Annotated in this window: 11 protein-coding genes; 7 read left to right on the plus strand and 4 right to left on the minus strand. The window is 46.8% G+C overall.

Going from position 1 to position 13,825, the window contains the following annotated elements; translation table 11 throughout:
* Nucleotides 1-72: 72 nt before the first annotated feature.
* The 3 genes from purM to ACXAH1_RS12005 are packed head-to-tail and all read left to right on the plus strand — an operon-like array spanning nt 73 to nt 2,499.
* Nucleotides 73-1,125, plus strand: a complete 1,053-nt coding sequence (gene purM, locus ACXAH1_RS11995; protein ID WP_253044376.1) for a phosphoribosylformylglycinamidine cyclo-ligase — start codon at nt 73-75, stop codon at nt 1,123-1,125.
* Nucleotides 1,125-1,787 carry a phosphoribosylglycinamide formyltransferase gene (gene purN, locus ACXAH1_RS12000; RefSeq protein ID WP_475196933.1) on the plus strand — a complete coding sequence of 221 codons (663 nt, stop codon included), beginning with the start codon at nt 1,125-1,127 and terminating at the stop codon, nt 1,785-1,787. The genes purM and purN overlap by 1 nt, the downstream gene beginning before the upstream one ends.
* Nucleotides 1,729-2,499, plus strand: coding sequence for a DUF3108 domain-containing protein (locus ACXAH1_RS12005; RefSeq protein ID WP_475196934.1), 771 nt, complete (start codon nt 1,729-1,731; stop codon nt 2,497-2,499). The genes purN and ACXAH1_RS12005 overlap by 59 nt, the downstream gene beginning before the upstream one ends.
* 69 nt (nt 2,500-2,568) lie before the next feature.
* On the opposite strand, the gene ACXAH1_RS12010 is transcribed toward ACXAH1_RS12005, so the two are convergent.
* Nucleotides 2,569-3,333: a class II glutamine amidotransferase gene (locus ACXAH1_RS12010; RefSeq protein WP_138543777.1), complete on the minus strand. Its 765-nt coding sequence runs from the start codon at nt 3,331-3,333 to the stop codon at nt 2,569-2,571.
* Between the two features lie 627 nt (nt 3,334-3,960).
* Between ACXAH1_RS12010 and ACXAH1_RS12015 the strand changes: the two genes are divergently transcribed.
* Nucleotides 3,961-5,511: a hypothetical protein gene (locus ACXAH1_RS12015; RefSeq protein ID WP_475196935.1), complete on the plus strand. Its 1,551-nt coding sequence runs from the start codon at nt 3,961-3,963 to the stop codon at nt 5,509-5,511.
* A 165-nt stretch (nt 5,512-5,676) separates the two neighbouring features.
* On the opposite strand, the gene ACXAH1_RS12020 is transcribed toward ACXAH1_RS12015, so the two are convergent.
* Complete coding sequence (locus ACXAH1_RS12020; RefSeq protein WP_475196937.1) at nt 5,677-6,210, minus strand: hypothetical protein; 534 nt, start codon at nt 6,208-6,210, stop codon at nt 5,677-5,679.
* A gap of 160 nt (nt 6,211-6,370) precedes the next feature.
* Here ACXAH1_RS12020 and ACXAH1_RS12025 point away from each other — a divergent pair, with 160 nt between their 5' ends.
* The 3 genes from ACXAH1_RS12025 to ACXAH1_RS12035 all read left to right on the plus strand — a co-directional run bounded on the left by ACXAH1_RS12025 (nt 6,371) and on the right by ACXAH1_RS12035 (nt 11,329).
* Complete coding sequence (locus ACXAH1_RS12025; protein ID WP_475196938.1) at nt 6,371-6,778, plus strand: nuclear transport factor 2 family protein; 408 nt, start codon at nt 6,371-6,373, stop codon at nt 6,776-6,778.
* A 494-nt stretch (nt 6,779-7,272) separates the two neighbouring features.
* Nucleotides 7,273-9,687: a TonB-dependent receptor gene (locus tag ACXAH1_RS12030; protein ID WP_475196940.1), complete on the plus strand. Its 2,415-nt coding sequence runs from the start codon at nt 7,273-7,275 to the stop codon at nt 9,685-9,687.
* Between the two features lie 73 nt (nt 9,688-9,760).
* Nucleotides 9,761-11,329: a tetratricopeptide repeat-containing sulfotransferase family protein gene (locus tag ACXAH1_RS12035; protein ID WP_475196941.1), complete on the plus strand. Its 1,569-nt coding sequence runs from the start codon at nt 9,761-9,763 to the stop codon at nt 11,327-11,329.
* A gap of 92 nt (nt 11,330-11,421) precedes the next feature.
* On the opposite strand, the gene ACXAH1_RS12040 is transcribed toward ACXAH1_RS12035, so the two are convergent.
* On the minus strand, nt 11,422-12,090 hold the full coding sequence (locus tag ACXAH1_RS12040) for a GntR family transcriptional regulator (RefSeq protein WP_253044365.1): 669 nt from the start codon (nt 12,088-12,090) through the stop codon (nt 11,422-11,424).
* A gap of 187 nt (nt 12,091-12,277) precedes the next feature.
* Nucleotides 12,278-13,771 (minus strand): aldehyde dehydrogenase (NADP(+)), encoded by a 1,494-nt coding sequence (locus tag ACXAH1_RS12045; RefSeq protein ID WP_475196944.1) that lies wholly within the window; start codon nt 13,769-13,771, stop codon nt 12,278-12,280.
* Between the last annotated feature and the right edge of the window lie 54 nt (nt 13,772-13,825).

Here is a 13,825-nt window from a genome sequence, read left to right on the forward strand (position 1 = left end):
CGCACTGGCGCATTTGATGTAAAATACGCGCGTTTCTAAGCAAATCCATTCTGTTATTTTTGAGGAAAACCTGTGAGCGAACAAAAACAGTCTCTTAGCTATAAAGACGCAGGCGTTGATATCGATGCGGGCAATGCATTGGTTGAGCGCATTAAAGGGGTAGTTAAAAAGACACGTCGCCCTGAAGTGATGGGCGGTATTGGCGGCTTTGGTGCATTATGCGAACTACCAACCGGATATAAAGAGCCTGTCTTAGTTGCTGGCACAGATGGTGTGGGTACTAAACTGCGTCTGGCCATCGATCTTAAAAAGCACGATACCGTAGGTATCGACCTGGTTGCCATGTGTGTAAACGATTTGATAGTTCAAGGTGCTGAACCCCTATTTTTCCTTGACTATTACGCAACAGGAAAGCTGGATGTTGACACTGCTGCCGACGTGGTCACAGGCATTGGTACTGGCTGTGAGCTGGCGGGCTGCGCCCTGATCGGCGGTGAAACAGCTGAAATGCCAGGCATGTACGAAGGCGAAGACTATGACATGGCTGGTTTTTGTACCGGTGTAGTAGAAAAGTCTAAGATCATTGATGGTACTAAAGTTGCCGAAGGTGACCAACTTATCGCACTTGCTTCAAGCGGTCCACACTCAAACGGTTACTCGCTGATCCGCAAAGTACTGGAAGTATCTGGTGCAGATACCAGCGAAGAGTTTGCAGGCAAACCCCTGTCTGAACACCTGCTAGAGCCAACACGCATCTACGTTAAGCCGATTCTGGAACTGCTGAAAGAGGTAGACGTACATGCCCTGTCACACATCACAGGCGGTGGTTTCTGGGAAAATATCCCACGCGTATTACCAGAGTCAGCCAAAGCAGTTGTAAAAGGCGATAGCTGGGAATGGCCTGCAGTATTCAACTGGCTACAAGAAAACGGCAACATCAGCACCCACGAAATGTACCGTACATTCAACTGTGGTGTTGGTATGATCCTGGTAGTACCAGCCGACAAGCTAACGCAGAGTCTGGAGATACTAAAAGCACAGGGCGAGAACGCCTGGCACATTGGTGAAATTCAGGCTGCAAATGCAGGCGAAGAACAAGTTGAAATCCTGGGTGGTGCCGAGTAATGGCACCCAACCGATCTCCAATTCGTATTGTTGTGTTGATATCTGGTAGTGGCTCCAATTTACAGGCCATTATGGATGGCTGTCAACGCAACGACATCAATGGCGAGATCTGTGCCGTCATCAGTAATAAAGCCAACGCGTACGGGCTGCAAAGAGCCCAACAAGCGGACATTGAAACGCAAGTGTTAAGTCATAAAGACTTTGACAGCCGCGAAGCCTATGACCAACGTTTGGCGCAATTAATTGACTCTTATAATCCAGATTTAGTTGTATTAGCTGGATTTATGCGTATTCTAACTGCAGACTTAGTGCAAAAATTTAAAGGAAAAATGTTGAACATTCATCCTTCTTTGTTGCCTAAGTACCAAGGGCTGAATACCCACCAAAGAGCGATTGATGCAAAAGAAACGTTTCATGGCGCCAGTGTTCACTTCGTGACAGAAGAACTAGATGGTGGACCGGTCATCGTACAAGCCAAGGTGCCAATCCTGGCTGATGATACTGCGCAAACGCTGTCACAGCGGGTTCATGAACAAGAACATATAATCTATCCTTTGGTGGTCAAGTGGTTCAGCGAACACAGACTAACGATGGAAGCAGACTATGCCGTTTTTGACAATCAACCCCTTCCAGCTCAAGGCGCAACTTACCCAGAAGAATAAAAAATACAGCGCTTTACTATTAGGTTTAAGCGCTGTTTGTTCATCTTCCCTATTTGCCAGTGACATTGTACCCTACCGCGCTGAATATGACGTATTGCGCAAAGGCGAGGTTCATGGCAACGCCATCAGAGAGCTTTCGAAAGTCTCAAACGACACCTACTCACTCAACTACGAAAGCAATATCGAATGGATGATCTTCTCAGACGAGCGAACTGAAAACTCTCTGTTTACTTATCATGATAAAGTGCCAAAACCTTTGTTGTATACGCTAAAGCGCGAAGGCACTGGCCCCGATAAAAATTACAAGATCCGCTTTGACAGAGAAAATAAGCAACTCTTTAAAGACGATGAAAAGTATCCCATCAATGCCGACTGGAACGAAAAGCGCCAGGATGTTTTGTCATACCAGATAGCGCTGCGCAATGATGTGAAAGCCGGTAAAACCAAAATGAGCTACCCCATTGTGGATAAAAATGGCAATGTCCGCAGCTATGATTTTGAAGTGCTTGGCACCGAGGCCATCACACTGCCTATCGGTAATGTAGAAACCATAAAAATTAAGCGTCTGTACGATAATGACAAGCGCCAGGCCATGGCGTGGCTGGCACCAGCATACCACTACTCGGTTGTGCAAATGTTTAAAGGTAAAGATGGCGTGGAGCAGTTTATGATCCAGCTAAAAAGCTTTGATGCAGAGCAGCCGGCTCAGTAACATGGGAAGCCCTGATAGTCAGGGCTTTTTTGTGTCGTTAATTCAGAAAGCCGGCTCGACAGGTCGGCGCTATATTTTCTCTCCAAGCTTAAACAACACAGACTCTCCAGGTTCCATCTTATTCCACTGCTCATCATTCGTCAGTGGCCGGGTGGCAATCACGGTCACTACGTCATCCGGGGTGGTTTCTTTTTGAAAGTCCACCACCATATCCGCATCAATGAGTGTTGCCTTACCAAAAGGTGCACGACGCGTGATCCAGTGCAGATTGTTAGAGCAATACGCCAGTACAAATACGCCATCGGTCAGCAGCATATTGAAGACTCCTTTGTCCATCAGGGTCTTTGCCAGCTTAGCGGCGTAGCGAAATACGGTCGCCATGTTTTTTGGCCGTTTCGGGTATTTTTCACGGATCTTGTCCAAAATCCAGCAAAACGCCAGCTCGCTGTCGGTGTTGCCCACCGGCTTATAAAACTCGGTAGTCAGGTCCTTATAATTAGACAACTGGCCGTTGTGAGCATAGGTGATCTCCCTGCCCCACAGCTCGCGGGTAAAAGGGTGGGTATTCTCAAGGCAGGTTCTGCCCCGGTTGCCCTGGCGAATGTGGCTGATCACCGACACACTTTTGATCGGATAGGCTTTAACCAGCTTAGCAATTTCCGACTGACAGCTTGGCTCAGGGTCTTTAAACGTCCGACACCCTTTCCCCTCATAAAACGTGATCCCCCAGCCATCTTTATGCGGCCCGGTATTCCCTCCACGCTCCAGCAACCCGGAAAAACTAAAACAAATATCTGTGGGTACATTGGCAGACATGCCCAAAAGTTCACACATAGAATAAAAAGCCTTTAAATATCATAATACTAATCTGAGACATTCTCTTTCTTACTTTTTGGTCTCAGTGTTGGTCACAGTTTGTGCTTATGGTGACCTCAATGCTTGTGGGCCAAATTTTATCACCAAGTGGCGGAGGGTACCAACGCGCAATTTGCATTTATCGTCGTCAGCCACAGTAAAATGCAAACTTTGGTTCAGCGTTACTATTGAGGCTTCACTAGAGCGAGCTTTCATTCAGTGTTCAATGGACTGTAACGATTCTATACGCCAATAGTTTATTTTACCTTTGACATTACCCTTTAAAACTCAAGTTCTCATCCCCAGTCCCTGATACACCAACCCGTTTCATAGTGCATGGTAGCATGGGTAACTTCGAACAAAAGTACATATGGAGTAAGAATATTGCGCTCAGGGCTGGAGCTGCCGAAAGTGATATACGAAATTGCCAAACGAATGTTTTTACTGGTTGAAAAAATCTGCTTACTTTTTGGTTACATAACCACACAATTTAGGTACTATCGTTGGACGGAGTTCACTCCTATTTGATTGATAAATAATTTATTAGACGCAAAATACATATTGAGTAAAAGGTTATTATAACCACAACCAAAAAGGAAAGTTTAAATGATTTTAGCTAGGTTTATAACCCTAATATTTGCTATTTTCACCTCCATTTCATATGCAACTGGAAATGAAAGTAGTAGTAATCTATTAAAACCTCAGGTTCTGGGCAACTTAATTCAGCATGGTAACTTTGAGAGTGAGAATTTATTCAGATTCCCCTCTAACAGCAGCAACGTTGCCTATTTAACAGACCAAACTCCAATCAGCGGAAAACAAAGTGTAGAGGTTCATTTTACAGACATTGACGTCTATAGCCCTTACTACCACAGATATGTTTTCCCTGAAAATACCCAGCTCTCAAGCTTACACTTCAGTGGTTTAATAAAAATGATCTCCGGGTTCGATACAGAATCTATAATTGCCGAGGCTCATGTCACTTATCATAACGATGGACAATACCCTTACACTTATGAACGAGTAACACTCTCCGGTGGCAATAACTATAACACACCTTTCAATGTCAATTTGCCACTGGATGAAACCAGAAAGATCAAACTGGTGCATTTAAAATTCATGCATAACAGGAATCAACGCGACCTGTCTGTAATTATTGATGACCTGGCACTTCATACAGTTCCCAAAGGGTATGATAACTTGATCCCTCATGGTGATTTTGAAAGTGAAAACTTATTCAAATTTCCTTCAAATAGTAATAGTTCAGCTTATATAACCAACCAGTCCCCTATAATTGGCGAACAAAGTGCAGAAGTGCACTTTACTGATTCCAGTGTCTATAGCCCTTACTACCACAGATATGTTTTCCCAGAAAACACACAGCTTTCAAGTTTACACTTTAGTGGTCTAATACAAATGACCGCTGGTTTTGATACTGAGTCTATAGTTGCTGAAGCACATGTTACCTATCATAGAGACGATCAATATCCTTATACCTATGAGCGTGTAACACTATCCGGAAATGGCAGCGCAGTTACGCCATTTAGTGTTAACCTGCCACTGGATGAAACAAGAAAGATCAAGTTGGTACACTTAAAGTTCATGCACTACAAAAACAGCCAAGACATGTCCGTGCTTCTTGACGAACTTGCCCTTCATGTCGTTCATAAAGAGCGCCTTAATCTAATTCCTCACGGCGACTTCGAAAATGAAAATTTATTTATATTTCCATCAAACAGTGATGGCGTTGCCCATTTAACAAACCAAGCACCCATTAGTGGTGAACAAAGTGTACAAGTTCAATTTACAAACTTTAGTGTATACAGCCCTTACTACTATACCTACGTATTTCCTGAAAATACCAATTTAAAGAGTTTGAATTTTAGTGGGCTTTTACAAATGCTTTCCGGTTTTGACACTGAATCTGTGATTGCAGAAGCACATGTCACTTATCAGCGTGACGGTAAGTACCCCTACACTTATGAGCGGGTAACGCTATCTGGGAACGGTAATGCCGTGACGCCATTTGACGTCCACTTACCATTGGACGAGACCAGAACGGTGAAACTTGTGAACTTGAAGTTTATTTATACTCAAAGTCAACAAGATGCAACTGTCCTGCTGGATGATTTAGCGCTAAGTGTAATACCCAAGTGATACATTGATACGCAATACCCTCAATGTTCTTTCAAGGGCAGCAGTCGCTGCCTTTCTGCCTTAATTTGAGCGTGCACACTCAACGTCTCTTTAACTCGCGATGAATATCAGCAACATCGTTTAAGCTTATGACGATCACTCATTCGCTCTTCAGTTCAAAGGTAGTCAATGCGCACTTATCCGCATATCAATATACCATTTGTCGCTACCTTCAAGCTGCTTGCTACTTTCCCAAACAAACCCCTTGTCACTTATCTGACTAAAGCGAAAGCGTGCGGGTTGTAGCTCGCCGTTTGGCAGGCGCTGTTCAACTTCGAGGTGAACACCTTCTTTATCTCTGTGTGCAGTAAATGGGTTCAGGGTTGCGCTCATTTGCACGGGTAAGAACACCTGATGCCAGCGTTTGTCCTGAAGTGAAAAGGTTCTGAGTGTTCTGCCTGCGTAGGTTACCTTGCCCTGTTCATCCAGCAGGCTGAAATCGTCCACTACCATTTTATTGTCAAAGGCATAGTGAGCATGCCAGCGACATGGCGCTGAGAACAGTGTCTTCCCTTGCGGGTCCAGCTGCTCATACCGGCACTGCCATTGTCCTATCAAAAACGCGTAGTCGCTGGCTGCTGCGGGTGCCCCAAAGTAGAGCTCGGCGCTTTTTAAATGAAAGGAACAGACAATGAGCAAACATAAAAATAGACATCGCATAGTAAGATCATCAATAGAAACACGGATTTTCAGTATGCCGCCAAATATCAATACAACCAAGTCTTTGTCGTGTTATTCGCATGCTCACTTGATGCAGGCCGTTAAAACCCGACTATACTTGGGACACCACTTTCGAACACAATCACAATAAGCATATGCTATGGCACACACGCTTACATCCGAGCAATTAGCGCGCGGCTGGATACAAGCCTGGATAGACCAGGATATGGCGTGGTTGAACACCTATCTTGCTCCAGACTTTCTGCATATTAGTCCATTTGGCCGGTTAGCTGGTCGCGATCACTACCTGAACACAGTGGCACCTCTGGCGGCTAAAAGTGTGCAAAAGTTGACCATAGTTTCGGTGATTGCCGGACCAGATAAGTCTGCCATCTGGTTCGAGAACCACACTCCAGCAGGGGTTATTCCTTCTTGTGACTGGCTGACGGTCAAAAATGGGACCATTAGTCAGATCCACTCTTTTTACGACAGTGCCCATGTACGCGATACGCTGACGTCAGAGGAGCAAAGTCAGCTGAGTACAACCTTGCCTCCCAACTCATCCTAACGTGCATAGTCGTTTTGCAATCCTATTCAGCAATAATGCTAACGCAGGCGCACTCGCTGGCATACTTATTCACCTTTCATTTAAAATTAACCATCTAAACCAGCCGCGACCTTTTGTGCTGGCATAACCATACATCAAGCCTTTCAACAATGTATGTGAAACGGTGAGGTTTTACACTCAGTGCATACTTTTCCGCTGACACAAAGACTGAACAACAAACAAGCAAAACATAAATCGCATAATTAATTCAAATAACTGCATAGAAAGACCAGATAAAAGATAAACAAACCCACAAAATCACAAATTATCGTGAAAATTTTTTTATTGAAATTTCATGCATGAATTCGCCTAAAAACCCGTTGATAGTGAATATATTTGCAAATATAATAAATATTAATTCACGTACCTTTTTCAATGATCTTGTTACCTGATTCACTTTATGCTTTCTTAGTTTGCATAAAAACAACAACCAGTACATTTCAGGATGCGCTACAATGCTAAAACCTAAACTCATTTCTCTGGCCATCGCCGGTGCGCTGCCAGGCTCGCTGCTGCTGTCATCCGCAGTTAATGCCGACGAAGCCGGTGTGCAAGAAAAATCACTCGAAGTTATTCAGATCACGGCAACCCGACGCAGTGGCTCTGTACAAGAAGCTCCGCTCAACATTACTGCGCTTGATGCGGACGTTATGAAAGATCAGAACATCGGTGAGCTGGCCGATGTTGCACGCTGGGTACCGGGGCTGACAGTGACGGATCAGGGGGGTCGTTCAGGCTCACCTATCATAGTACGAGGTCTCAACACCAACTCATCAGGCCCCGGCTCAGATGGCGGCACAGTTGCTACCTATATCAATGAAATACCGGTGTCACTGGATATGCGCCTGACTGATGTAGAGCGAGTCGAAGTATTGATCGGCCCGCAGGGTACCCTGTATGGCGCGGGCACCTTAGGTGGTGCCATTCGCTACATGCTTAAAGCCCCTGAGTTAGATATCACCACGGTTCAGCTGTATGGTGATATGTTTCAGAACAAAGAAAGCGACTCTGTAGGTGGTGAAGGCGGTTTTGTCTTTAATGCTCCCATCATCGAAGATGAACTGGCGCTGCGTGCCAGCCTGAATCACTATAACGACCCGGGGTTTATCGATTACAACTATGTGGTACGCGAAGCCGGTGTATCAAAAGCCGATCCCGACTGGACAGATCAGAGTGCGGTAGATAACAACCTTCGACGGGTTGCCGACGCAAACGGCGAGACTACCACCACAGGGCGCATCTCTGTGCGCTGGAAACCAAACGACTGGTTTGACGGCACGCTCAACTACTTTTATCAGAAACAAGAAAGTGAAGGCCGCTCTATTGTACATTATCAGGCGCTCAATTCAGCAAACGGACTGAATGATCGTATCGGTAAGTACGAATCTGGCTATCGTTATGAAGAGCCCAGAGACAAAGAAGACGATCTGCTAAGCCTGGAGCTGAAAGCCGATCTGGGCTTTGCAGAGCTGGTCTCAGCATCAGGCTGGTCCAGCTTTGAAGCCGACGGTCAACGCGATCAAACTGACTTGCTGATCCGCCTTGATTACGGCTATGAAGAATTCCCCTCTTTCTCAGCATTTACCCGCGAAGAAGAAAAGGAAGATACCTTCACTCAGGAAATCCGCCTGGTATCGCAGGGCGACTCCGACTGGAACTGGATTGTTGGCGGTTTCTACAACAAATTTGAAAGTGATGCCAGCAGTAAAGAATTTACCCCAGGTTTTGGTGAATTTGCCGTTGCCAATTTTGGTGGTGAGCAAACCCGTCCTGACAATCTCGAGTACTTTTCTATTGACCGAAGTGAAGTAACCGAACAGGCACTGTTTGGTGAAGTTGGCTATCAGGTCTCCGACAAATTAACAATCACCCTTGGGGCGCGTGCTTATAAATATAAGGTCAGTGCAGAGTCAGGGGTTGATTTTCCGCTGAGTAACACCTTATTTAACGGCGCAGATCCCAATACAATCGAGATAAACGTTAATCCGGTTGCGCCACAAGATGATAGCGGTAACTTGTTCAAGTTTAATGCTAACTACCAGTTTACAGATTCTGTCATGGCCTATATTACTGCCAGTGAAGGGCTTAGAATTGGCGGCTCTAATGGTATTTCGGCTTGTGAAGAAGGTGACTCTAAAACTCAGGTTGGCTGTGCTATGCCAAATGAGATGCTCTATGAAGCTGACACAACAACAAACTATGAAGTGGGTCTGAAGAGTACCTGGTTAAAAAACCGCTTACACTTTAATGCGGCACTGTTTAACGTTGACTGGGACAATGCCCAAATCTCTGGTGCTACTGTTATCGGGCAGCTACCTTATACATCCAATGCAGGTTCTGCCAATGCCAAAGGGGTTGAGATATCCACGCGTGCTATTGTGAATGATTTTATCAGTATGTATGCAACCTATGCCTACACTAAGGCTGAGTTAACCGCAGATGCACCTTTCCTGTTTAATGTCGACGGCACAGATGGCGCCAAAGATGGCGACAGGCTGCCAGGTTCTCCGGAACATCAGTTCTCGTTGGGCGTAAACTATTCAACAGAAGTGATGGGCGATAAGACCTTAGATATCAACTATGGTTTAACCGCACAGAGCGATATCATTTCCAAAGTTGGTTTGCGCGATAGCGGCGAAACCCTGTCTGGTTATGGGATCAGTAACCTCTCTGCCAAGCTGACCGGCGATATGTGGTCTGCCACTTTGTACGTAAACAATTTATTCAATAAGTATGCGTTTACCTCTGTGCGCCGGGATGTTCGGGATATCACCACCTCCAATGGTGCTGAGATCCAGCGTAACTATGGCCATTACCTCAATAAGCCTCTGACAGTCGGGATTAAGTTCGACTATCAATTTGAACTTTAGTAAATTTAACTCTCCCACTCCCAGGCTCATCCATAGTGATGAGCCTTTATGTTATTAAAAGTGACCAATCAGGATGATATCAATCCAGCAACGACATAAAAGCGCCGTGGCAGCTCTGAATCAGGGCCAGCTGGAAACGGCCCATCAGCACCTTGTACACCTGTTGCGCGATGCACCCGACTATGCCGACGGATACTTTCTGCTTGGTGTGATCAACCTTCAGGTCGGGCAGTTAAAAAAGGCTGTCAGACTGTTTGAAAAAGCCCTGGGGTTGCACAGCAGCGATGAGTACCGTGCGCAATTAACTAAATGTTATGCCTTACAAGGAGAGCTGTCGCTGGCCCGCAAAACCGCAGAGCAGACAAACCCGGGGTCACTCACCCGAGCACTCGATGCCGACACCTTTGGCGTGGCGCTCAGCCATGTGGGTTTGCATGAAAACGCACTGGCCTTTTTCCGCCAGGCTCTGCAACTGACCCAGAATAATCCCCAGTATTATTATAACTTTGGCGTAAGTGCGAAATTTGTCGGACTGTTTAATGAGGCTGAACAAGCGTTTGAGCAGGCACTCGCACTGAACGCTGATCACCACAGAGCCCACTTTGCGCTGTCAGATCTAAAAAAAGCGACCCCTGATGCACATCATATTGGACGTTTACAGGGAGCCTTCGAGCGGGCAAGCTCCCCTGAATCCAGGTTGCACCTGGGTCATGCTCTGGCCAAAGAGTATCAGGATCTTGGCAAATTTAATGACGCCTATCATGCACTACAGCAGGGCAAAGCAGCATTGCATGCGGCACGCCCATTTGACCACAAAGGCAATGAAGCACTCTTTGAGCGCATTCAGAGTCTCAGTCAGGCTGAGCCCTATGATCAGAACGCCGGCCACTCAAGCCGTGAGCCCATCTTTGTACTGGGTATGCCGCGCTCCGGCACCACTCTGGTTGAGCGGATCTTGTCCAGTCACAGTGAGGTGATGTCAGCCGGTGAGCTACAAGATTTTGGGATCAGTGTGAAACGTCTGGCTCAGACGACCAGCCAAACCGTACTGGATCCCATCACCCTGGAGCAGGCCTATAAATGCTGTGCGCAGCAACTTGGACAAACTTATCTGGATGCGACCCGGGTAGTCACAGGTAGTCACGCCCATTTTGTTGACAAGTTACCCTTTAATTTTTTCTATGTTGATTTGATCCGCCGGGCACTGCCTAATGCCAAAATAGTCTGTCTGATGCGTGATCCTATGGACACCTGTATTGGTAATTTCCGCCAGCTTTTTACCATCAATAACCCCTACTACGCCTACTCATTGGATCTCATGGATACGGCACGATTCTATGCCCGCTTTAATCACTTAATGCAACACTGGAAACAGCTCCATGGCGAGCAGTTTTATATGATGCAGTACGAATCGCTGGTCGATAATCCGGAGCAAGAAATCTCAAAGCTTTTGGCTTATTGCGAGCTCCCCTGGCAAGACAGCTGTATGCACTTTCACCTTAACGATGCGCCGGTATCGACGGCCAGTAAAGTACAAGTACGAGAGCCACTCAACCGCCGGGCAATCGGGCGCTGGAAACGCTTTGCGCCTCATACCGATGCAGCCAAGTTATTTCTTAATGAACAAGGGATCTTATTCTGACTTGAATATGAAGGCTAGCCAGCGTGCATAGTGCCCTGGCTAGAGTGCATCTTTTGCTTACCCGCTAAGTGCTGGGTTAAATGTCTGTGGACTTACTTCGCTTCCTGTTCAAGGCGCAACAGCAGGGCTTTAATGTCGTCTTTGGCACCTATAATATGCTTTTTCAGAAACTCGCAGGCACCGGCTTTGTCTTTTTCGTGGCACAACTTAAGTAAAGTGCGATGCTCTTCTGGCGCCGTTTTCAAACCACCAGCAAGCAATATATGCATACGAACATACCGTTCTGAATTTTTACTGTACACGTCGACCAGCTCACGAGTCTGAGGGCGCTCAGCTCGGCTATACAGTTTGCTGTGAAATTCGGCATTGAGTTTACCCGTTGCCAACTGCGTATCACCAGCATCGGTCGCTTCTTCCAGATCGGCCAAAATGGCTTCAGCTTCAAGCAGGTCTCGTTTGGTCAGATTTTCAATTGAATGGCTCAGTAACTCCGCTTCCAAAATCGCGCGCAAATCAAAAATCTCATCAATTTGCTCTGCGCTCAATCGGGTCACGGTAGCCCCTTTGTGTGCTTCAAAGTTTACCAACCCCTCCGCTTCTAACTGCAACAGTGCTTCTCTGACAGGGATCCGGCTGACATTCAGTTCATCGGCCAGTGCGGCCTGACGTAAAGGTTCTCCGGCTTTAATTTCGCCACAAAGGATTTTTTCTCGGATCGCTTCCGCAACCAGTTGAGTTCGGGTTTTATGTACAATCGCCATAGGGTTAATTAATTATTATCATTGGGATACATTATACGTGCATTGCCATAAATTGCACGCTGTGAGGCACATAGTTCGCGCTCTATGAGATGATATCATGATCAAATAGGCGATTGCACAAGCTAAGGAACAAGCTTATGCAACCGCACTCCACGGGGGTTACAGACGTTCTATCTTCTGTGATTGCCTAACTCTGTACACATAATGGTCGTAAGAACCGCGTCATCGCTTGTATCCCGACAGAAGTCGAACGGACATCCGTCGATGACGGATACGGTCCGCCGTGATTCATCGACCCGCACACCTCAACACCGGTTGGCATCTGGCCAAAGATGAGACGGCCTACTTTGTAGCTCAATTCATCCAAAAGCGTTTCCTGCACCGCGGCTTCCGCCTTAGTGGCATGCACACTGGCTGTTAACTGGCCTTCCAGTTGCTCCACAACACGCAACAGCTGTGCTTCATCACGATATCGAACGATCAGAGCACTGGGACCAAACACTTCTTCGTGCAAGCTGGCATCCTTGATGAAGTCTTCCGCCTCACAGGCAAACAAATGGGCGTTGGCATGAAAAGGCTGGCTCTGCTGAGCACAAGCCAGTGTGCTGACATGAGGATTGCGCTTCAATTCATCCATGGCTTTGTCAAAACTACTCAAAATTCTTGGCGTTAACAAAGTATCCGATGGTGCGGCTTCAATTGCCCTTGCGGCCGTCGCTTCAAACTGAGCTTGTCCATGAGGAAGCAGCCACAGTCCCGGGCTGGTGCAGAACTGACCATTACCCATCAGCAAAGACTGTACTAATGCTGTGGCCAGTGTTGTGCCCTGCTCTAGTGCATACTCAGGCAAAATCAGTTGCGGATTAACGCTGCCCAATTCACCATACAGGGGGATCACTTCTTCACGCTGATGAATGGTCTCTAGCAAAGCTTTTGCCACATTCAGCGAGCCGGTAAAACCGACCGCTTTAACCGCCGCAGCACCAACCAGTTGATGGGAGAGTGCATAGTCTGCGCCCTGGATCATCGAAAACACGCCATCTGGCATTTGGCACTCGCGAATGGCACGCTCAATGGCGCGCGTCATTAACTCGCTGGTACCCGGGTGTGCGGTGTGGCTTTTCACAATCACTGGACAACCCGCGGCCAGTGCAGCGGCCGTATCACCACCTAACGTCGAAAAAGCGTAAGGAAAGTTAGATGCACCAAAAACCGCCACCACGCCGACAGGCAAATAACGCAACTCAGTGGCAGGTTTAGGTAAGGGTGCTCGGTCTGGATCTGCGGGGTCCTGACGTGTCAGTGCCAGTGGTGCCAGGTCCTGCTCAAGCGCTGCTGCAAATGCGTTGAGTTGATTTACCGTGCGCATCCGCTCGCCTTCCAGTCTGGCTCTGGGTAGCCCGGTTTCCAGCATTGTGGTTTCAATCAGACCATCGCCCAGCGCAAGGACCTCTTCGCCAATTTTACGTAAAAAGGCTGCACGCTGTGCATACGCGATACGGCGATAGGTTTTAAATGCGGTTTGCGCTTTGGAAATTGCGTCGTTCAGCTGCGCATGATCGGCATTAAAAAATGGCTGATGATGTCTTTCATTAGTTTGCGGGCAAAACGCAAAAAACTGCCCATTGTCTGCATTGCCGCACCATTGTCCGGCAATAAAACTCTGTCCTGTCAAAGTCATGGCTGTCTCCTTAAGACAAATGGTGTGAACAGGCTAGCATCAGCCTGTTCACGG

Source organism: Pseudoalteromonas sp. AWH4_217 (assembly GCF_056161105.1).